Origin of the sequence: Nostoc sp. (genome assembly GCF_036917975.1) — a bacterium.
Classification (GTDB): Bacteria; Cyanobacteriota; Cyanobacteriia; order Cyanobacteriales; family Nostocaceae; genus Nostoc.
On sequence record NZ_JBALEJ010000073.1, the window covers coordinates 14,941 to 35,729 of the forward strand.

At 42.1% G+C, this 20,789-nt stretch carries 16 protein-coding genes; 15 read left to right on the forward strand and 1 reads right to left on the reverse strand.

Annotated features, from left to right (window positions below):
* Nucleotides 1–2: 2 nt before the first annotated feature.
* The 14 genes from V7K76_RS25920 (at nucleotide 3) to V7K76_RS25985 (ending at nucleotide 18,670) form a co-directional block, all read left to right on the forward strand.
* Nucleotides 3–1,508, forward strand: a complete 1,506-nt coding sequence (locus tag V7K76_RS25920) for an NADH-quinone oxidoreductase subunit M (RefSeq protein WP_334777402.1) — start codon at nucleotides 3–5, stop codon at nucleotides 1,506–1,508.
* Between the two features lie 120 nt (nucleotides 1,509–1,628).
* Nucleotides 1,629–2,759, forward strand: a complete 1,131-nt coding sequence (locus V7K76_RS25925) for a CO2 hydration protein (protein WP_334777403.1) — start codon at nucleotides 1,629–1,631, stop codon at nucleotides 2,757–2,759.
* Nucleotides 2,760–3,391: 632 nt separating this feature from the next.
* Nucleotides 3,392–5,137 (forward strand): potassium-transporting ATPase subunit KdpA, encoded by a 1,746-nt coding sequence (gene kdpA, locus V7K76_RS25930; protein WP_334777404.1) that lies wholly within the window; start codon nucleotides 3,392–3,394, stop codon nucleotides 5,135–5,137.
* 117 nt (nucleotides 5,138–5,254) lie between these two features.
* Nucleotides 5,255–7,396: a potassium-transporting ATPase subunit KdpB gene (kdpB, locus tag V7K76_RS25935; protein ID WP_334777405.1), complete on the forward strand. Its 2,142-nt coding sequence runs from the start codon at nucleotides 5,255–5,257 to the stop codon at nucleotides 7,394–7,396.
* A 6-nt stretch (nucleotides 7,397–7,402) separates the two neighbouring features.
* Nucleotides 7,403–7,672, forward strand: a complete 270-nt coding sequence (locus V7K76_RS25940; RefSeq protein WP_334951225.1) for a potassium-transporting ATPase subunit F — start codon at nucleotides 7,403–7,405, stop codon at nucleotides 7,670–7,672.
* Nucleotides 7,672–8,310, forward strand: a complete 639-nt coding sequence (gene kdpC, locus V7K76_RS25945; protein ID WP_334777406.1) for a K(+)-transporting ATPase subunit C — start codon at nucleotides 7,672–7,674, stop codon at nucleotides 8,308–8,310. Before V7K76_RS25940 ends, kdpC begins: the two co-directional genes overlap by 1 nt.
* 345 nt (nucleotides 8,311–8,655) lie before the next feature.
* The gene (locus tag V7K76_RS25950) at nucleotides 8,656–9,021 is read left to right on the forward strand and encodes a TrkA C-terminal domain-containing protein (RefSeq protein ID WP_334777407.1); all 366 of its coding nucleotides are present in this window, start codon (nucleotides 8,656–8,658) and stop codon (nucleotides 9,019–9,021) included.
* A gap of 144 nt (nucleotides 9,022–9,165) precedes the next feature.
* Complete coding sequence (locus tag V7K76_RS25955; RefSeq protein ID WP_334951228.1) at nucleotides 9,166–9,564, forward strand: hypothetical protein; 399 nt, start codon at nucleotides 9,166–9,168, stop codon at nucleotides 9,562–9,564.
* 51 nt (nucleotides 9,565–9,615) lie between these two features.
* Nucleotides 9,616–11,316 carry a potassium-transporting ATPase subunit KdpA gene (gene kdpA, locus V7K76_RS25960; protein ID WP_334951254.1) on the forward strand — a complete coding sequence of 567 codons (1,701 nt, stop codon included), beginning with the start codon at nucleotides 9,616–9,618 and terminating at the stop codon, nucleotides 11,314–11,316.
* 123 nt (nucleotides 11,317–11,439) lie between these two features.
* On the forward strand, nucleotides 11,440–11,991 hold the full coding sequence (locus V7K76_RS25965; RefSeq protein ID WP_334951230.1) for a pentapeptide repeat-containing protein: 552 nt from the start codon (nucleotides 11,440–11,442) through the stop codon (nucleotides 11,989–11,991).
* The gene (locus tag V7K76_RS25970) at nucleotides 11,991–12,245 is read left to right on the forward strand and encodes a DUF7219 family protein (protein ID WP_334777410.1); all 255 of its coding nucleotides are present in this window, start codon (nucleotides 11,991–11,993) and stop codon (nucleotides 12,243–12,245) included. Before V7K76_RS25965 ends, V7K76_RS25970 begins: the two co-directional genes overlap by 1 nt.
* A gap of 99 nt (nucleotides 12,246–12,344) precedes the next feature.
* The gene (locus V7K76_RS25975; protein WP_334777411.1) at nucleotides 12,345–13,805 is read left to right on the forward strand and encodes a hypothetical protein; all 1,461 of its coding nucleotides are present in this window, start codon (nucleotides 12,345–12,347) and stop codon (nucleotides 13,803–13,805) included.
* 319 nt (nucleotides 13,806–14,124) lie between these two features.
* Entirely contained in the window at nucleotides 14,125–16,242 is a 2,118-nt protein-coding gene (pabB, locus tag V7K76_RS25980) for an aminodeoxychorismate synthase component I (protein WP_334777412.1), read from the forward strand.
* A gap of 691 nt (nucleotides 16,243–16,933) precedes the next feature.
* On the forward strand, nucleotides 16,934–18,670 hold the full coding sequence (locus V7K76_RS25985) for an iron uptake porin (protein WP_334777413.1): 1,737 nt from the start codon (nucleotides 16,934–16,936) through the stop codon (nucleotides 18,668–18,670).
* A gap of 288 nt (nucleotides 18,671–18,958) precedes the next feature.
* Here the strand turns inward: V7K76_RS25985 and V7K76_RS25990 are convergent, their stop codons facing one another.
* Complete coding sequence (locus tag V7K76_RS25990) at nucleotides 18,959–20,056, reverse strand: DJ-1/PfpI/YhbO family deglycase/protease (RefSeq protein ID WP_334777414.1); 1,098 nt, start codon at nucleotides 20,054–20,056, stop codon at nucleotides 18,959–18,961.
* A gap of 319 nt (nucleotides 20,057–20,375) precedes the next feature.
* Here V7K76_RS25990 and V7K76_RS25995 point away from each other — a divergent pair, with 319 nt between their 5' ends.
* Entirely contained in the window at nucleotides 20,376–20,777 is a 402-nt protein-coding gene (locus V7K76_RS25995) for a DUF6335 family protein (protein ID WP_334777415.1), read from the forward strand.
* The last annotated feature ends 12 nt before the right edge of the window (nucleotides 20,778–20,789 follow it).

Sequence of the window (20,789 nt, forward strand, 5' to 3'; positions counted from 1 at the left end):
TTATGCTTAGTGTTTTAATTCTAGTGCCGTTAATCGGTGCAGCTTTAATTGGTTTCTCGCCCTCTGGCATCAGTGGGAAATTCGCCCGTGGGGTGGCTTTGGTCTTTGCCAGTATCACATTCTTGTGGACAATCGTACTAGCAATTCAGTTCCATCCAGGAGAAATCACTCAACAGTTTGCCGAGTCTCTCCCTTGGATAGATGCTTTAGGGTTGAATTATAACCTTGGGATAGATGGTTTATCTTTGCCATTGCTGGTTTTGAATGGATTGTTAACTGCCATTGCCATCTACAGCAGCGATGAATCCTTACAGCGTCCGAAATTTTATTACTCTTTGATCCTATTATTAAGCGCTGGGGTGACAGGAGCCTTTCTAGCACAGGATTTACTGCTATTTTTCCTATTTTACGAATTGGAACTAATTCCGCTGTATTTGTTGATAGCTATTTGGGGTGGCGCGAAACGGGGTTATGCGGCGACTAAATTTCTGATTTATACAGCCGTTTCGGGAATTCTGATTTTAGCAAGTTTCCTCGGCATGGTTTGGCTGAGTGGTTCCTCTAACTTTGCACTAGCAACCTTGAACGCGACAACTTTACCTCTAGCAACACAACTTTTATTGCTAGCGGGAATTTTGATCGGTTTTGGGATTAAAATTCCCTTGGTTCCCTTTCACACTTGGTTGCCAGATGCTCACGTTGAAGCTTCCACACCGATTTCAGTCTTGTTGGCTGGGGTGCTGTTGAAGTTGGGAACTTACGGCTTACTGCGATTTGGCATGAACTTGTTACCAGAAGCTTGGGCTTATCTGGCTCCTTGGTTGGCAACTTGGGCGGTGGTAAGTGTACTGTATGGTTCATCCTGCGCGATCGCTCAAACCGATATGAAAAAGATGGTAGCATACAGTTCCATTGGACACATGGGTTATGTACTGTTAGCGGCGGCGGCGGCCACACCTTTAAGTGTGTTGGGTGCTGTAATGCAAATGATTAGCCACGGCTTGATTTCGGCAATGCTGTTTTTGCTGGTGGGGGTTGTGTATAAAAAAGCTGGAAGCCGAGATTTAGAAGTCATCCAAGGATTGCTCAACCCAGAACGGGGTATGCCAGTAATCGGTAGCTTGATGATTGTCGGAGTCATGGCTAGCGCTGGTATACCGGGAATGGTTGGGTTTATTTCTGAATTCGTAGTTTATCGGGGGAGTTTTCCAGTTTTCCCAGTGCAAACCTTGCTATGTATGCTTGGTACTGGTTTAACAGCAGTTTACTTCTTAATACTCGTCAACCGCGCCTTTTTTGGCCGCTTGTCTGCACAAGTTACCAACTTACCACGAGTGTATTGGAGCGATCGCATCCCAGCAGTAATTTTAGCGGCGCTGATTGTGATTTTTGGCATTCAACCTGCTTGGTTAGTGCGCTGGACTGAACCAACAATTACAGCAATGGTAAATAGCCAAAACGTAGTAGTAGCAGTGTCTTTGGATAAAGCAATGGGGACTAGAGATTAGGGACTGGGGACTGGGGACTAGGGACTAGAGGAGATTTTTTTTAATACATAATACCCAATCCCCAGTACCCAATCCCCAGTACCCAATCCCCCAATCCCTAAACTTTTCGGAGAGATGGTAATGGTAACTATTAAAAAAAAAGCAACTCACAATCCCTTAGCTGAGTATATTGAACGCCTGCAAAAAGGAGATGCATTACTCCCCGATAGTCCAGAAAATGTGCTGGAAGTTGTTGGTATTCTTAAAAGCTATGGCGTAGTTTTAGATGCCTACTCAAAAAATCTGAACTACATTGCCGAGCATCAGTTTTTAGTATTTTTCCCATTTTTTAAATATTTTAATGGAGAGGTTTCTTTCCAGAAATTACTCCGTCACTGGTGGCATGACCGAATTAATTTTGAATATGCCGAGTATTGCATGAAAGCCATGATGTGGCACGGTGGCGGCGGACTAGATACTTATTTAGATACAACAGAATTTCAAGAAAGAGCGCAAGCCGTTATTACCGCAAAATTTAAAAATAATCCCTTCATTTTAAGTATAAACCAACTGTTTCCAGATTTCTTAACAGAACACTTGCGCGTCTCTGCTTACTACACTGGTTTAGGTCAATTCTGGCGAGTCATGGCTGATATCTTCCTCAGCTTATCAGACCTCTACGATCAAGGCAAAATCAAATCGATTCCCCAAGTTGTAGAACACATTAAAACTGGGTTAGTGACAAATGCATCAAACCCAATTACCTACACTGTGAAAATTCGGGGTGAAGTTTATGAAATCATTCCCAAAAGCGTTGGTTTGAATTTCTTAGCAGATACAGCAATACCTTATGTAGAAGCAGTATTCTTCCGAGGAACTCCTTTCCACGGTACAGTTTCATACAACGCCCAAGGATATCAAATTCCCCCAGATCAAACTCTATTTCAATATGGCGCATTGTATGCAGATCCTTTGCCTATCGGTGGCGCGGGTATTCCTCCTACCTTATTGATGCAGGATATGCGTCATTATCTTCCAGAGTATCTGCACGAAATTTATCGTCGTAGTCTTCGGGGTGAAGATGATTTGCGGGTACAAATTTGCATTAGTTTCCAAAAATCGATGTTTTGCGTGACGACAGCAACCATTTTGGGGCTGATGCCTCATCCTTTGGATACTAAAGATCCCAATGAGCAAAAAGTTAATCGAGTTTATTTAGAGAAGTGGATGAGTCGGTTACAAACTTCACGGTTGCTAGATGTGAATAAATAACTGAAAAATTGTAGGTTGGGTGGAGGCTTTGCGTAACCCAACATCCTGACAAGTTTTTTGGTTAGCTTCTGGAACATGAATATAGTAATCCTAAATGAGTTGTGAAAATCGAGAGACTAAGATCCCCGACTTCTTTAAGAAGTCGGGGATCTTATTGTTAACGAATGATTTAGGACTGCTATATATCAGCAGTAAGCTTATTTATTAAATTTAACCAATCCTTAAAGAATCAGTTGACTTTTTCGCCAAATAACTGTTTATTTACTATCTGATTAGATTTCTATACTTGCAGATATATATACAGATAAATACTCTATATATTTAGATATACAGGAGCGACCTGACTCATATATCTCAGTTTAAATATTAAGTTATACCTTGTATTCTGACAAAAAAAGTTCCATCATTGATATCAAAAGCACCTACTTACATCGTGAGTAGTGCTTTGAAGATAGGAGAAATTTGCGCGATTAACACCGATACTGAGTACTGATTCGGCAATTATTCAGATAAATTTGGCTCAATTGTTTGGCATCTAACATGCTAATATAATTCATTTTTTTGTGTGAATCATGAAAGTAAAATATCTAATAACCATCTCAAATTTACTCATATCGGAGTTGAACTAACTGATGCTACAAGGATGGATTCAAATTGCATTAACGTTACTAATTATAGTAGCGATTACTCCCTTCTTTGGGAAATATATAGCGCGTGTATTCCTAGATCAAAGAACTTTTCTCGACGTGATTCTGAATCCGATTGAGCGAGTGCTTTACTCTTTGGTTGGCGTTCAAACCCAAGAAAATATGACGGGTTGGCAGTATGCGCGAGCAATCCTGTACAGCAATGTAGTCATGGGGTTGCTGATTTTCTTCATCATCGCCAATCAGGGATGGCTACCGCTTAACCCAACCAAGATAAATGCCCCAACCTGGGACACCATTGTACATACCACCATTTCCTTTATTACTAACACCAACCAGCAGCATTATTCTGGTGAAACCTACTTGAGCTACGGTAGTCAAATGTTGGGGCTAGGCTACCACATGTTCACCTCGGCGGCAACAGGTATCGCAGTCGCGATCGCCTTTATTCGAGGGTTGACTGGTAGACCTTTGGGTAACTTTTATGTAGACCTAATTCGCTCGATTACCCGAATTTTGCTGCCGATTAGTATTGTCGGCGGCATCATCTTTATTGCCCTTGGTGTGCCAGAAACCTTAGCTGGGCCAGCAGTATTTCCGACCTTAGAAGATCCTAATATTAGTCAGGCGATCGCTCTTGGCCCAGTTGCCCACTTTGAGATTATCAAACAGCTAGGCGAGAATGGCGGCGGCTTTTTTGCCATCAACTCGGCACACCCCTTTGAAAATCCCAACGGCTTTTCTAATTTAATTCAGATTGTGGCCATGCTTTCGATTCCCACATCCCTGATTTATACCTATGGGTTGTTTGCAAATAACACCAAACAAGCCTGGTTACTCTACGGCATGGTGGGTATAATTTTTATCGGATTTCTGATTGTCACCGCCATTGGAGAATATAACGGCAATCCGGCTGTAAATACGCTTTTGGGCAGTCAGCAACCGAATTTAGAGGGGAAAGAAGTCCGCTTTGGTTGGGCAGAATCCGTGCTGTTTGCGGTAAGTACAACTGGTACTATGTGCGGCGCTGTCAACAGTTTCCACGACTCCTTCATGCCCGCAGGCGGTTTTATATTTCTCTCGAATATGTTCCTGCAAATCATGTGGGGTGGACAGGGTACTGGAACCGCTTACCTGTTTGCCTATAGCATCCTAGCGGTATTCGTCACAGGTCTGATGGTGGGACGCACCCCAGAATTTCTGGGACGCAAGATTGAAAAGCGTGAAGTTGTCCTGGCTAGTTTCCTGATTTTGCTGGTTCATCCCATCGCCATTTTGATTCCGGGGGGAATCGCCTTAGCTTTTCCTGATCAACTGGCAGGGATTAGCAATCCTGGCTTTCATGGCTTTTCTCAAGTTATCTATGAATATGCCTCAGCTGCGGCTAACAACGGTTCTGGGTTTGAAGGTTTAGGCGATTCACAACCCTCTCCCTTGGCGATCGCAACTGGTACAAAAACTACCGTAACCGCCCTTTGGTGGAACCTAAGCACCTGCTTCAGCCTCTTAGCCGGACGCTATGTACCAATCATCGGTCTGTTGCTGCTAGCAGATAGTATGTCCCGCAAGCAAGCTGTTCCCTACACAACTGGTACATTGCGAACCGACACCGGACTATTTACAGGCGTCACCGCAGGCGTAATTTTAATCTTGGGCGCACTCACATTCTTCCCAGTGCTGGCATTGGGGCCCATCGGTGAAGCCTTTTTTATCAGCAAAGGTATCGGGTAGAGAGAATTTTAGATTTTAGATTTTAGATTTTAGATTGAAATTTAATCCAAAATCTTCAATCTAAAATCCAAAATTGAATTGCCCAATTCCCAATTCCCAATCCCTAAAATTTAATCTATGCCAATTACTACTGATTCTCCTTCACCCCGTATTCCATCTGGAACTCGTGACTCGCGCAAGCATACTCCCAAAGCTGATTTGAAGGGACTTTACCAGAGAGCAATTCGAGAGTCATTTATCAAGCTCGATCCTCGAATTACTGTCAGAAACCCAGTTATGTTTGTTGTTTGGGTAGGGACAATTGTCACCTTGCTTGTCACCCTTAACCCAAATTTGTTTGGCACAATTCAGGCAGATGTCAACCAACAACGCTTGTTAAATGGGTTGATTACCTTCATTCTCTTTTTCACACTGGTTTTTGCAAACTTTGCCGAAGCCGTCGCGGAAGGGCGCGGTAAAGCACAGGCTGATTCACTGCGAACAACGCGATCGGACACGATCGCTAACAAAATCCTCCCTGATGGTTCCATAGTAAAAGTCAGTTCTACGGAACTGCGACGGGGCGATATAGTTCAGGTGGTGGCAAATAACATGATTCCCTCCGATGGGGATGTCATTAAAGGCATTGGCTCAGTGGATGAGTCTGCCATTACTGGGGAATCTGCCCCTGTACTAAAGCAACCAGGTACAGATATTGCCAGTTCGGTGACAGGAGGTACACGCTTACTTTCCGACGAGTTGACGATTCGCATTAGTGCCGATCCTGGTCAAGGCTTTATCGATCGCATGATTGCCCTGGTAGAAGGGGCACAACGCACTAAGACTCCCAACGAAATTGCCTTGACGGTATTGCTAGCAGTACTAACACAGGTGTTCTTGATTGTAGTGTCAACCATTCCCCCCTACGTGGGCTACATTGCCACCTTTATCAGCACAGCCTTTGGCCCTGAAGCGGGAAACAGTTTGCGTACAGGTGCTAGCGTTGCCATTCTCATCTCACTACTGGTAGCTTTGATTCCCACAACTATTGGTGGTTTGCTCAGTGCGATCGGTATTGCGGGGATGGACAGAGTTGCTCAATTTAATGTCATTGCGACCTCTGGTAGAGCGGTAGAAGCCTGCGGTGACATCAATACCCTGGTGTTAGATAAGACAGGCACTATCACACTAGGTAATCGGATGGCTGATGAATTTATTCCCTTGAATAACCACTCACTAATAGACGTGGCGCGAGTCTCTCTAGCTGCTAGCTTGTTTGACGAAACGCCAGAAGGCAAATCAATTGTGATACTAGCAGAAAAGTCCCAGGCTGGGGTAGATTTCAATATCGACAAAGCCGAAGGTGTGGAATTTTCGGCAAAAACCCGGATGAGTGGTACGAATTTACCTGATGGCAAACAAATTCGGAAAGGGGCGGTAGATGCCATTAAGGGATTTGTCCGTTCTCGTGGCGGCCAGGTTCCTGATGATATAGACGCAGCTTATGAGCGAGTTTCGCGGTTAGGAGGTACACCCTTAGCTGTCTGCCAAAATGACGATATTTATGGTGTCATCTACCTCAAAGATATTGTCAAACCTGGACTGCGGGAACGGTTTGACCAACTCCGCCGCATGGGTGTTCGCACCGTCATGCTGACAGGTGACAACCGCATTACGGCTTCGGTAATTGCTGAAGAGGCTGGGGTGGATGATTTCATTGCGGAAGCAACTCCAGAAGACAAAATTGAGGTGATTCGCTCGGAACAATCTCAGGGTAAGCTGGTAGCAATGACTGGAGATGGTACTAATGATGCACCTGCCCTCGCTCAAGCAAACGTGGGTGTGGCAATGAACTCTGGGACGCAAGCTGCCAAAGAAGCTGCTAACATGGTGGACTTAGATTCTGACCCCACAAAGTTAATTGACTTAGTAACCATAGGTAAACAGTTGCTAATTACTCGTGGCGCATTGACAACATTCTCCATCGCTAATGACATTGCCAAGTATTTTGCCATCATTCCCACGATCTTTGCTGCGGCTGGCATCGGCGCACTGAATATTATGGGATTAAAGAGTGCCCAATCTGCGATCATTTCGGCGCTGATTTACAACGCCCTGATTATTCCGGCATTAATTCCGCTAGCACTCAAAGGGGTAAAGTTTTTACCTTTAACAGCAGATCAACTGCTACGTCGCAACATCTTGATCTACGGACTTGGCGGCATCATTGCTCCCTTCATTGCCATCAAACTGATAGATATTATCCTACCTTTGTCTTAATTTACTATGAAACCCGTTCATCTCCGCCGCACTATCATTGCATCCCAAGTATTAGAAGAAATAACTGAAATCTGGTATCAATGGCGTAAACAAAAGCTACCACTGTATTTGTTCTTAGCGATGTGTTTCAACCTAGTGGTTGCGCCTATGGTCTATGCCGCTACTGGTGAAGAACTTTCCCGCAGTCAATCTTGGGGATTGGGATTGTTAGGACTGACGACACTAGGACTTTCCATCTATTTATTCTTTGTAATGTTTGTACCGGAGAAATTCTAATGAGTTTTGCACGCGAAGCTAGTAGAGCTATTCGTTCTACCTTGGTACTCTGGGTAATTGGAGCAATTATTTATCCTTTTGCGATGATTGCCATTGGGCAGATTGTGTTTCCGTTTCAAGCAAATGGTAGTCTACTGAAAAATAGCGCCGGTCAAGTTGTCGGTTCTGCCTTAATTGGTCAACCTTTTACTAGCGATCGCTATTTTAACAGCCGTCCCAGCACCACGAGCTATAGCACAGCCGATCCCAAAAAGGACGATGGGGGAGTTTTGAAAACCGGAGTTTCCGGTGCTAGTAACTTGGCTCCCAGTAATCCCGCATTACTGGAACGCATCAAAGGTAAAGATGACCCAGACCCCACCAAAAAAATTGAAGGTGACTTGCCTCGTCTGAAAAAAGCAGGTGTGCAACCCACTGGCGATTTAATCTACTCCTCTGCTTCCAGCCTTGACCCCCACATTACCCCGGAAGCTGCCACAGCGCAAATTGCACGAGTAGCCAAAGCGAGGGGAGTTCAACCGAACCAACTCGAAACTTTAATTTCCCAAAATACCGATGGTCGCTTTCTCGGCATCTTTGGCGAACCTGGAGTTAATGTTTTAAAGCTGAATTTAGCTCTCGATCAGATTAAGAAATAAACGCAGATTACTTACAGCTATTTTCAGTTAAATAGACCACGCGGTAGGGGCACAGCATTGCTGTGCCCCTACGACTGTTTTACATCTAGTAGTCCACCACATCAACATTGCAGGGTAAAATCCTTCTCTCTTGCTCTGTGTTCTCTGCGCCTCTGCGGTTCGTTATTTAACTAAAACCTCATAGTCTATATCATAACTATATCTCTAAATATATACCTAATTAACTAATCAATAAACATAGAGATATTCACTTAATACATTTTATATATCTTTAAAATATATCTACAGAAAAACATATTTTTCTTTAAAATATTGGACAATATTATTAGAGTTAAAAAATGTTTTGTGCTAGAAAACAAAAAAGTTTTAGATCCAAGCTTGCTTGGTGTTTTTATCGAAGATAATAGCGTCTACTGCGGTCTTCATTTAGCTGAAATCCAGTTACCTGAGCGATGCATTTTTGTAGGGATTTTAAGAGAAAGTCAAGTAATCTCAGCAACAGATAATCCTACTATTTTTGCTGGAGACTACGTTTTAGCAATAGCAACCCATCCGATGATGGTTCCCGCTCTCAAAGTAACTCTCAAGAAAATTCATTCTGTTTACTATTCCCTCAACTATTGCTTACTGGAAGCTCGACCAGTAGACAGGCAATCTGTTAATTCAGATGACTCAGATTTAACAACTAGTTTCAATTCCACATATTATTAGACAGATGAACATTAACTTCGGCAAATTTCCGACAAAATCTGGGATGGAAACTAAGCAAGGTAGTAGTTTCTCACGAGTTTCTGAAGATGTTTAATTTAGATGACCTTTACTAAATCTGAGTTCGACTGACTAAAGGTTTTTAATATGCCTACTTCAGAGTTTTTCCGACTTTATGTATCCACCCAACAAAGTGTTCATCACTCAACTCTACTTGAAGCGGACCTGGCGAAGCTAACACATAATGACACAAAACCACAGAACGGAGACATCCCCTTTGTCGCAGTGTTTTTGGCTCACATTTCCTTCATGATTGTTTGGGCAATGGTCGTTTATCTTGTTTCATCTGTCTGCAAAGCACTAGAAGATCCCCCAGAAAATGCAGCACAAGAGAAAAACGAAATAGTAAGCATCAAATATTTCCAGCAACATCCCTGTGAAAGGTGTCAATTTTTTAACAACAACCGTTATCTAAAGTGTGCAGTGCAGCCGGCTATTGCTCTCACAAAAGAAGCAATCAATTGCTCTGATTACTGTCCTAAATAGGTGAGTTTCTCGCTACACTATAGCGATCGCTTTATGTCACGCTTACCGATTATGCTCCAAGGTTTTGTGCAAATCTTCCTCACCCTGTTCCTAGTTGTGGCATCAGTACCCATCGTCGGACACTACCTAGCTGAAGTCTTTTTCATGGAAAGAACTTGGCTTGATGCAGTGATGAACCCATTGGAGAACTTAATTTATCTCCTCATTGGTATTGAACCACAAGAGAGCATGACTGGAAGAACTTATGCGATCGCTGTTCTACTCAGTAATACCGCAATGGCAGTTTTGGCGCTACTACTGCTGATGTTTCAAAGCTTACTACCGTTGAATCCTACCAATTTAGGAATGCCCACTTGGGACACAGCATTACACACCACCATTTCGTTCTTAGTTGCTGCCGATTTGCAACACTATGTCCCAGAAAGCACAATGTCCTACCTGAGCCAGATCACAGCCTTGGGTTTCTTAATGTTTGTTGCGCCAGCCACCGGATTAGCGGTGGGAATTGCCTTCATTCGCGGCTTAACAGGTAGACTATTGGGCAACTTTTACGTAGATTTGACTCGCTCGATAACGCGAGTCCTGCTACCCATCGCTATTGTCAGTACAGTGTTGTTGATGTTGGGTGGTGTGCCCGAAACCCTGAGCGGCCCTGTAAATATTACCACCTTAGAGGGAGCAACTCAGGCGATCGCTCGTGGCCCCATCGCCCACTTTGAAAGCATCAAAATGCTGGGTGAAAATGGCGGAGCCTTCTTTGGTGGCAACTCGGCTCATCCTTTTGAAAATCCCAATGGCGGTACAAATTTGCTGCAAGTGGTGGCAATGTTACTGGTTCCTACAGCATTACTTCATACCTACGGGATTTTCATCGGTAATTTAAAACAGAGTCGCCGACTATTGTGGATGGTGTTCGCTATTTTTGTAGTCTTAATTAGCGTAACTGCGATCGGTGAATATCAAGGCAATCCCGCCGTAAATGCCCTGCTAGGTAGTCAGCAGCCCAATTTGGAAGGTAAAGAAGTCCGGTTGGGCTGGGCGGAAACGGCGTTATTTGCCATCACTACAACGGCAACCATGACTGGTTCTGCTAACGGTGCCTTTGATTCGCTGATGCCCTCTGGTGGATTTTGTGCTTTGCTCAACCTGTTTTTGCAAGTGATTTGGGGAGCAATGGGCACTGGGGCAGCTTCTTTGGTGGTGTATATGTTTTTGGCAGTGTTCCTGACTGGCTTAATCGTAGGACGAACCCCAGAGTTTTTGGGGCGAAAAATCGAAAAACGGGAAATTACTTTAGCAAGCGTAATTATTCTGATCCACCCGCTATTAATTTTACTCCCTAGTGCCATTACCCTAGCTTTTCCTGAGCAACTTGCAGGTATGAGCAATCCTGGCTTTCATGGTTTTACCCAGGTGATTTATGAGTATGCCTCGGCAGCTGCGGGTAACGGTTCCGGCTTTGAAGGTTTAGCAGATACCCAACCCGCCCCGACAGCCTTGTGGTGGAACCTGACAACAGCATTTACCCTCTGGATGGGACGGTTTATTCCGATTATTGCTTTATTACTGCTAGCAGATAGCCTATCGTGCAAACAACTTATACCTACCTCAATTGCCACCCTAAATACAGATACCAGACTATTTACGAGCGTGACTGCTGCCACCATTTTGATTCTGGGAGCATTGACATTTTTTCCTGTTTTGGTTCTAGGGCCTGTTGCTGAAGCCTTCCAAATTGCTATAGGAAGATAATACCATTTTGAATTTTAGATTTTAGATTTTGGATTGGGAATTGCTTTCTATGTCTGGGTTTTATGAAACCATCTGTCACAATCATTTTTCAAATTTCTCATTTTTAAACTTGAGTTTTTGTTTATGAATCCCCTTTTTCGACTCCTGATTCCGATACCGTTGGTACTGACTCCCTCGTTGGTTAGCCAAGGTAATAATTTGCTTCAACAGCATGTAATTCAACAGCTTCAAGAAACAAGAAAATGTTTCAGTTGTAATTTATCGGCAGTGAATTTGTCAGGAGCGAACTTAGAACGAGTTGACTTGCGCTCGGCAAATCTTCAGCGAGCTAATCTTAAAAATGCTAATCTCCGGTATGCAAATTTAGAGTGGGCAGATATTCGGGAAGCAAATCTCCAAGGAGCCGATTTAACTGGAGCTATTCTTAAGAATACATTGCTAACTGATGCTGATTTACAAAAAGCAAATTTGTCAGCATCTAACTTAGAAGGAACTGATTTTAGGAATGCCAATCTTAGTTATGCAAATCTTATCAAAGCTTCAAAAAATAATGATATCCAAGGTCGTAATTCTGTCAATCTCTGCGAAACAGTATTACCAAATGGAATTAAATCAGGTCGCTGCAATCAGCCCAAAATAAATATAAATCCTAGCTTGTCATCAGGAGTAAATTAATGCTACAACCGAATTACGAAGATAAAAATAGCTTTCTCTATCCTCGCGATCGCTACCACGGTAAATTTCAGCCAAACAACCTAATATTTAATGCCAACCTCCAAGAATTTTCTCAAAGAGTTAGTTACATTACTAGCTTAGAAACTGGCGGTAAACTATCTCCAGAAGAAGCCTTCAGGCAAATTGAAGGACTATGGAAAAGGTTGGAGGATAGTAAAAATAAGCTGGGAATTGGTAGCGATTTATCGGTTTAATTTAGTTAACTAATTCTGGATGCAGTGAGTAGTTAACTGAGAGCTTTGAAATAGAGTTTGAATTTCTAAAATTTTACTTGGGAAACCTGAACAGATTTTATGAAACAGAAAGAAACGGTATTTGTTATCCCGACTCATCGACTGAGAGATGTAGCACAGACTATCGAAAAGTATGATGAGAATTTCCGGGCAAATGGTCATGCTGTAAAAATTATCGTCTTTGATGATTCTAGCATTGCCAACCATGAGAAATATTACCCGCTTTTAGAGCAGACTAAGACAGTCAATGATGTGTTTTATGTCGGCCCTCAACAGAAAGAGGAATTTATTACATTTTTAAACGAAAGACTGCGCGATCGCAAGCTAGAATCACTAGTCAAAAACCTATTCCGACCCAGCTATGGAGGAAATCGTAACTTCACGCTGATGTATACTCTTGGCCATTTAATGGTTAGTGCAGATGACGATATGCGGCCAGATGCCTTAATCGAAACTAGCCCAGAATCTTTATCAGGTGATGAAATATGTCGAGGGAAATTAATCAAGTCCAACCAACAAGGCGGCTACGTCCATAAATCTTTTGACTTACTCACAGCTTTTGGTGATGTTCTCGGTCAAAAAGCCAGTCATGTACCAGAAAACTTCGAGGCTGGAGAATTGGTTCTTGATACAGCAATGGATTTAGAAACTAACACAACCAAAGGTTACTTTCGAGAGAACAGCCTCTTATTACAACCAGGGAGAGTATTAAATAATGCCATCGTCAAGATTGCCCAAACTTTTCGCACAGGAACTAATGATATCGATACACTTGATTTTATTCACATGTATCTCAATGATGAGAACCAAATTAGTCCAAATGACCTAAATGATTTTTATATTCTTACTAATTTTCGACCTGTTATTACTAACAAAAACTGGAGAATGGATTGTGGAGTCGCTGGATATGACAATCAGCTAGGTTTACCACCATTTTTTCCAACTCGACTCAGATTTGAAGATTATATCTACAGGATTTGGATACAGCAAGAGGGGATTGTGGCTGCACACGTTGATGCTGTCCAAAACCATATTAGAAATAACTATATGCGTAATCCTCTCGCTAGTGAACTCTTTAACGAGGAAATATGTAGCCTCCTCAAAAGGAAGATTAAAAGCAGTGTTTATCATCTTGATGATCTGGGAATCAAGTTTGATTACTCTGGCGAGGTGACTTTACAAGATTCTGAGGAAATCCTGGAAAAAATCGCTGCTATCCACAGACAGGTAATCAAAGCCTCAATGTCTGCCCAGAATGAAGAACGTAAGCTATCCCTTCAATTATTTGCTGAGAATTTATCACGAGTATTTTATGGATTTGAACCAGACTTTTTCCAGCAAAACGTTTCCAGAATTATTGATGATGTCATTAGCCAATTTCACGGTTCTCTAGAAATATGGCCAACTCTAGTGGAAATCTGTTACTTTTACAAAGACAAAAAAGACTTACCACAAATCAGGGTTAAAAACAAGAAGATAAAATCTAGAAATGGCACAAAATCGAGCGAAATTCTCGTATAAATGTGACCTTTGGCAAACAAGCCATTATTCATGCGGGAAGATTTTCTTAAATCCTTTCTTTTTGAAGATGCGCCTATAGAACTTACGCCAAATTACAACATCCAGGGGCAATTCATGAATTGCCCCTAGATGAATAAAGGACAGCCTCACATAGAATTGGTATTATCTAGGTGCTATTCCAATACGGTTCGGTTAAGGTTTTTTGATGAAAATTCTAGATCACAAAGACGCGATTTATCGCGTCTCTTGCCTTAACAGAACAGTATTGGGTGCTATTCTAGATGCAAAAACCTTCTATGTGCTAGCTAATTGACTATGTATGCAAACGTTAATTATTGATAACTATGACTCTTATACCTTTAATCTTTACCAGATGATTGCCGAAGTAAATGGGGAACTACCTCTAGTAATTTATAACGATCAGCTTAACTGGGATGAATTGAAAGAAATTGCATTTGACAACATTGTGATTTCACCTGGCCCCGGTCGTCCAGAAAGATCAGAAGATTTTGGAGTCTGCCGGCAAATAATTGAGAATGTGGATGTACCCTTGTTGGGAGTTTGTCTGGGGCATCAAGGACTTGGCTACCTACATGGTGGAAGAGTGATTCACGCACCGGAAGTTAGACACGGTAGACTCAGTAAAATTTATCATAATAATTCGGAATTATTTCAAGGCATTCCTAATCAGTTTTCTGTGGTGCGTTATCACTCGTTGTTAGTTGCTGATGAACTACCTGAGTGTCTAGAAAAAATTGCTTGGACTGAAGAAGGATTGGTGATGGGATTGCGTCATCGGCATTTACCTTTTTGGGGTGTGCAGTTTCACCCAGAGTCTATTTGTACAGAATATGGACAAAAATTACTAGAAAACTTTCGAGATATTACACTGCAATTTCTAAAAAAATCGTCAAGAAGTCCAGAAAAACAATATTGGGTTGGATATGAATCTTTTACTCCTGGTATGAATCAACCCTGCCAAGAACAAGAAGAAAAATTTAAATTGTATACGCGCAAGTTAGATATCTGCCCAAATACAGAACAAATATTTGTACAGTTGTTTGAGAATGCACCGAATGCTTTTTGGCTAGATAGCAGCCGTGTGGAATTTGGTCTATCTCGCTTTTCGTTTATGGGTGATGGAAGTGGGATAAACAGTTTATTGGTGCGATACCATACCCAAACGCAAGAAATCATCATCACCCAGTCAGATACCGTGACTCGTCGCACCGAAAGTATTTTTGAGTATTTGAAGCGGGAAATAGACTGCCGATTTTGTCAATCCGATGAGTTACCTTTTGATTTTAACTGTGGATTTGTTGGCTATTTTGGCTATGAACTTAAGGCTGAATGTGGATCTTCATTGGTGCATTCTTCACCACTACCTGATGCAATTTTCTTACTCGCCGATCGCATGATTGCTATCGATCATCAAAAACAGTGTATTTATTTGTTGCAATTAATCAAAAAAGGACAAACAGAACAGGTAGAAACTTGGTTTGATACTATCCAACAAAAACTCGAAACTTTAAATCCTCTTTCTTCCGTTGTACCCCAAGAAAATTGTCAGCCAGTTAAGTTTCGTTTGAGTCGCAGTTATCAAAATTATATCCAAGATATTCGCCAATGCTTGGACGAAATTCACGAAGGGGAAACCTATCAAGTTTGCCTGACTAATCAGCTTTACACCGATGCAACCCCCGATCCATTGGCGTTCTATCGCACATTACGTAAAATCAATCCGGCTCCTTATTCTGCATTTTTACGCTTTGGTGAAATAGCGATCGCCTGTTCATCTCCAGAACGGTTTCTACACATCGATCGCCAAGGATGGATAGAAACTAAGCCCATCAAGGGAACTCTACCACGAGGAGAAACCCCCGAAGCCGATTTCATCCTCCGTGAGAAGCTACGCAACAGCGAAAAAGATCGGGCTGAAAATCTGATGATTGTGGATTTGTTACGCAATGATTTGGGACGAGTCTGTGAAGTTGGTAGCATCCACGTACCAAAATTAATGGATGTGGAAACTTACCCAACAGTACATCAATTGGTGACAACGGTACGCGGGCGATTACGTTCCGATTTACAAGCGGTGGATTGCATACAGGCTGCATTTCCCGGAGGATCGATGACCGGTGCGCCCAAAATCCGCACTATGCAAATTATCGATCGCCTAGAACAAGAAGCGCGAGGAGTGTATTCAGGTGCGATCGGCTTTTTGGGCTTAAATGGTTCAGCCGATTTGAATATTGTGATTCGCACTGCTGTTTTGACTCCCGATCAAACCTCCATTGGTATCGGTGGCGGAATTATAGCCCTTTCTGAGCCGGAAATGGAGTTTCAGGAAACGCTGCTAAAAGCCAAAGCTTTAATCGACGCTATGGTTCTGACGATGTATGGAACTTCTGATATTTATGAAAAATTAACTGCTTGAATAGGGAGCATCCCAAATGTGTGAAAACATATTTTGTCATTGCGAGCATAATGAAATGGAGCGTTCGCGTAGCGTCTCGAAGAGAAGCAATCGCAACACCTAGACCTTGCGATTGCTACCCTGCGGGAACGCCAAGGGCGAACATTCCGCTTTGCTTCATTCGCAATGACAATCTGTTATCTTAGTCAATTTGCAAAATTGGGATGCTCCCCTTGAATAAGAATTCAGGAGTCAGAATTCAGGAGTCAGAATAGTTAAAGAATAAGAAGAATATTTGATGAATCAATATACTAATTCTTCTATATTTTTTATAAATAGGACTTACGCAAAAGTACACGTTTAGGGGCAATTCATGAATTGCCCCTACCTGAAAATAAGGGTTTCGGCTATTGTTTGCGTAAGTCCTGATAAATTCTGACTGCTGGATAGTGCCTATCATAAATTCTTGTTTTTAACAAGAAGCTAAAGTCTCTAAATTGCAAAAAATAAAGCAAAAATCTCGGATAAATACGACCTGAGATAAATAAGCCATTTGCAATAGTTTACGATTCTTCATCAGGGAAAATTTTTTTATTAAATATAGCTGAGTTAACAGCAATCTGATAAGATTTCAAACAAGTAGAATAATTGCTTATTCTCTTTTTCTTGAACCAAGTGATTTCGGTTATTTTTTGGGAAAGGAAAATAAAAAATGTCTGATCTATTGTGGAAAACTTTGGTATTAAGTCCAGTAGTTTTGGGAGTAACGGTATTGGTTTCCGCTAGAGCTATGGCTACTGAAGTAGCAAGCTCTTTAGAAGATATAAAGGCAAAAGCTGCTCAAACAGAAGCACCAATAGCTTCTGCTACTCCAATATTCATTCAAACAGAGCAACCAAAATCTAATCAGCAATTGGTTGCCCAAAAAACTGATGATAAACAGGTTTTAGAAGAGGTTAACAGTTACAGCAGCGAAGGCAATAACCAAAATTCACTGTCTCAAGTTACATCAGTTTCTCAATTTTCTGACGTACAGCCGACTGATTGGGCATTCCAAGCTTTACAATCCCTAGTTGAGCGCTATGGTTGTATTGCGGGATATCCCAATAGTACTTATCGGGGCAATCGGGCACTGACTCGTTATGAGTTTGCCGCAGGTTTGAATGCTTGTTTAGATCGGGTTAATGAACTGATTGCCACAGCAACAGCTGACTTGGTATCAAAACAGGATTTGGCAACCCTCCAGCGTTTGCAAGAGGAATACTCAGCAGAACTAGCAACTCTGCGTGGTCGAGTAGATTCTCTAGAAACACGGACTGCTCAACTAGAAGCACATCAGTTTTCTACTACAACCAAGCTGGTTGGTGAAGCAATTTTTGCCGTCACCAACAACTTTGGCAACAACAGCAACAGCAACACTGTTTTCCAAGACAGGGTGCGTTTAGACTTGCAAACTAGCTTCACCGGTCAAGATACTTTGCATACTAGGCTTGCAGCTGGTAATGGACTCCCCTTGAATTTACGAAATGGCACATTTGAAGGGACTCAAACCTTTAACCTCTCCCCTACCACCAACAACGCTGTTTCTATAGACTGGTTGGCCTATTACTTCCCCCTTGGCAAATCCCAAGTTTACATAGCTGCTAGTGGAGGTATTCAGAGCGATTACGTTCCTACCGTCAGCCCATACTTTCAGGATTTTGATGGCGGTAACGGTGCTTTGTCTACCTTTGCCTCCGAAAGCCCCATCTATCGGATTGGTGGCGGTTCTGGTGCTGGCGTTAACTTAGTCTTTGGTAAAGGTAGTGGTGGTTTCCAACCTTCATTAACCTTGGGTTACTTGGGATCTCAAGCGAATAGCCCTGGTCTAAATACGGGTTTATTCGATGGTAACTATGCTGCTTTAGGACAGTTGAACTTAAATGTAGGCAATCACTTCTCTTTAGCTGCAACCTACGTCAACGCTTATAATGGTAGTGGTACTCTTTTATTCGATGGAGGCTCCGCCAATACAACTGCTGTAGTCGGTACTGCACAAGCTAACTTTTTAGGTGGTACCAATCCATATATAAGTAATTCCTACGGTTTGGAGGCTGCTTTTAAACCTAGTGACAAACTGTCGATTAGTGGCTTTGTACTTTACAGCGACATCACAGGCTTTGGTAATCGTGCTAATAATGGCTCTGAAGTTTGGAGTTATGGAGCTGGGATAGCTTTACCAGACTTAGGTAAAAAAGGCAACGTTTTAGGAATTTTCGCAGGTGTTGAACCTTATGTTGGAGGTACCCCTGGTGATAAGCCATACCACTTTGAAGGTTTCTATAAGTATCGTTTGAGTGACAACATTTCTATTACTCCTGGGGTAATTTGGTTAACTAATCCTGGTCAACTTAATGGCAACAACGATGATGCGATCATTGGTACGCTAAGAACTACCTTCACCTTCTAAAGGTGGGCGTAAATATTTGTCGTGGAGATAAGGCAGGAGTTAGTCTGTCCCAAAAGTTTTGAGAGGTTAGTGATGTTCAGATCCCCGACTTCTTCAAGAAGTCGGGGATCTAGCAGCCCCACAAAATTAATGGCGCAGACTACTAACTAGACATCTCCGAAAAAGAATTGTTTTGACGTAGCATTGCTACGTCTCTACAAGGGTTATGGATAAAGCACATTTAATTTCTGGAGATGTCTACTGTGTCAATTATTGCGCTTTGAGCCTATGATATATATCTGCGGTTTGTTATGCTGAGATGGCTGCCCCTGTAGTCGGCTTAGGAGGCTGAATCTGAGCGCTTATCCGCGCCCGATACAACTCTACTAATCGCTTTTCGGATTTCAATAAATCCTGATAAATTTCTTTGAAAATAGCAGTTGCAACTGGGTCGGTGAACATCGCAGACAAATTACCAATATCTCCAATACCCGTTTGCACATCCCCCAAAGCGGAACGTAATTGATAGATGTCATCACTTCCTGTCAAGGCAGTTTTCACCTTGGCATACTGATTGGCAATATTTGACCCTAAAGAGGGTTTCTCGCCTAGATGCTGAAGATAGGTTTCCAGTTTTGCAATGTGGCGTTGTTTATTAGCAATTATCTCTTGAAAGAGTGATTTTACTTCGCTATCTGATTCCTTTTCCAAGTACTTATTCAATGCTTCTAGTGAATAACGTTCACCAGTAAGGGCAGTATTTAAACCTCTGCCAATATCACCTTTAGTTGAGCCACCCCAAGCATCAGCGAGTTTCCACCATTCAGCAGTTGTGTCTTTTTCATTTGGCAATGCGACATCTTTGCCACCATAGCCTAAACGGCTCAAAATAGCGGTGGTGAAAATTGCCAAATCTCCAGGTTCACGAGATGTAATTAAATTACCATCAACTACCAAAGGCTCATCTAAATAATTTGCACCAGCGTTAATGATGTCTTTGGCAATAGCAATAAACCCAGTGACTTGTTTACCTTTGAGTAAGTCGCTTTCAATCAAAACTTGTGGGCCGTGGCAAACCGCAGCGACCAACTTTCCTTGTTGTATCGCCTCTTGTACAAAGCTTACTGTATTGGGGTTCCGTCGCATTTTATCGGGAGCCATACCGCCAGGAATCACTACCGCATCATATTCGGCTGCGATCGCTTCCGTTGTAGTACCATCAGCTTGGATGCTAAGTTTGCCGCGTTTACCCTTATATTTTTCATTGATTCGGGAACCAAGGATTACTACCTCGATTCCTGCTTGTTTTAGTCCATTATAAGGAACTGTAAATTCTGCATCCTCTACAGCTTGTTCAATGAGGATTGCAACTTTTTTCTTGCCGGAATGATTATTATTGTCAGTCATTGATGGTATTACCTATTTATTTCTAGTATTGAATATTTTGTTGTTTAGCATTTAAAGCATTTAGCTAGGCAATTTCAAAAAATAGTTATGAGCGAGAATTTAGCAACTGAATAATTTCAGTTTTATAACTCCTAACTCATAACCAAAAATTTCAACTACAAGTTGCTTGACCATGAATTTACATATACAATCTTATGGGGCGATCGCTAGTTTAGCTTCGTTCCCAGGGGATAGATTATTTTATCAGCTATACATCTCTAGTTAGACAAAATAGTGACAGGAAAACGTTATTGTAAGAATGCAGAAAAGAGGTAATATCATGGCAGAAAAAAATCATCCTGACAAAAAAAATAAACCCAAAGATTTGCCACAAGAAATTACCGAATCCTACGGGACTGGTGTGAAAGACTTGCCAGGATACAATATTGGTGGGCGCTCAATCAGAGCAGAAAGAGACGAGTATACAGAAACTAGTCCTGAACTCACTGGTGGGGATGTTGATGCTTATTGGCAAGATGCAGATGCCGTTGGGGATGAAGCTGTTGGTGGTAGTACAGCCACTCCCGATCAAAATGTTACTGAGGAGCTAGAAACAGCAGTGGGGCTAGAAATGGATGACTCTGAGTTTCTCCATACCAACGATATTTTAGAGCAACGTGACGGCGATCGCTGGGAATTAGATCCAAAGTCTTCTGAAGATTATCAAAACCGACGAGAATAAGCTTGCTACATC

What these genes read in the sequence shown, in the direction of transcription:
- pabB (WP_334777412.1), top strand. Translation starts at nt 14,125, where the DNA reads ATGCAAACGTTAATTATTGATAACTATGACTCTTATACCTTTAATCTT.
- kdpB (WP_334777405.1), top strand. Translation starts at nt 5,255, where the DNA reads ATGCCAATTACTACTGATTCTCCTTCACCCCGTATTCCATCTGGAACT.
- kdpC (WP_334777406.1), top strand. Translation starts at nt 7,672, where the DNA reads ATGAGTTTTGCACGCGAAGCTAGTAGAGCTATTCGTTCTACCTTGGTA.
- kdpA (WP_334951254.1), top strand. Translation starts at nt 9,616, where the DNA reads ATGCTCCAAGGTTTTGTGCAAATCTTCCTCACCCTGTTCCTAGTTGTG.
- V7K76_RS25975 (WP_334777411.1), top strand. Translation starts at nt 12,345, where the DNA reads ATGAAACAGAAAGAAACGGTATTTGTTATCCCGACTCATCGACTGAGA.
- kdpA (WP_334777404.1), top strand. Translation starts at nt 3,392, where the DNA reads ATGCTACAAGGATGGATTCAAATTGCATTAACGTTACTAATTATAGTA.
- V7K76_RS25990 (WP_334777414.1), bottom strand. Translation starts at nt 20,056, where the DNA reads ATGACTGACAATAATAATCATTCCGGCAAGAAAAAAGTTGCAATCCTC.
- V7K76_RS25970 (WP_334777410.1), top strand. Translation starts at nt 11,991, where the DNA reads ATGCTACAACCGAATTACGAAGATAAAAATAGCTTTCTCTATCCTCGC.
- V7K76_RS25985 (WP_334777413.1), top strand. Translation starts at nt 16,934, where the DNA reads ATGTCTGATCTATTGTGGAAAACTTTGGTATTAAGTCCAGTAGTTTTG.
- V7K76_RS25965 (WP_334951230.1), top strand. Translation starts at nt 11,440, where the DNA reads ATGAATCCCCTTTTTCGACTCCTGATTCCGATACCGTTGGTACTGACT.
- V7K76_RS25920 (WP_334777402.1), top strand. Translation starts at nt 3, where the DNA reads ATGCTTAGTGTTTTAATTCTAGTGCCGTTAATCGGTGCAGCTTTAATT.
- V7K76_RS25955 (WP_334951228.1), top strand. Translation starts at nt 9,166, where the DNA reads ATGCCTACTTCAGAGTTTTTCCGACTTTATGTATCCACCCAACAAAGT.
- V7K76_RS25995 (WP_334777415.1), top strand. Translation starts at nt 20,376, where the DNA reads ATGGCAGAAAAAAATCATCCTGACAAAAAAAATAAACCCAAAGATTTG.
- V7K76_RS25925 (WP_334777403.1), top strand. Translation starts at nt 1,629, where the DNA reads ATGGTAACTATTAAAAAAAAAGCAACTCACAATCCCTTAGCTGAGTAT.
- V7K76_RS25940 (WP_334951225.1), top strand. Translation starts at nt 7,403, where the DNA reads ATGAAACCCGTTCATCTCCGCCGCACTATCATTGCATCCCAAGTATTA.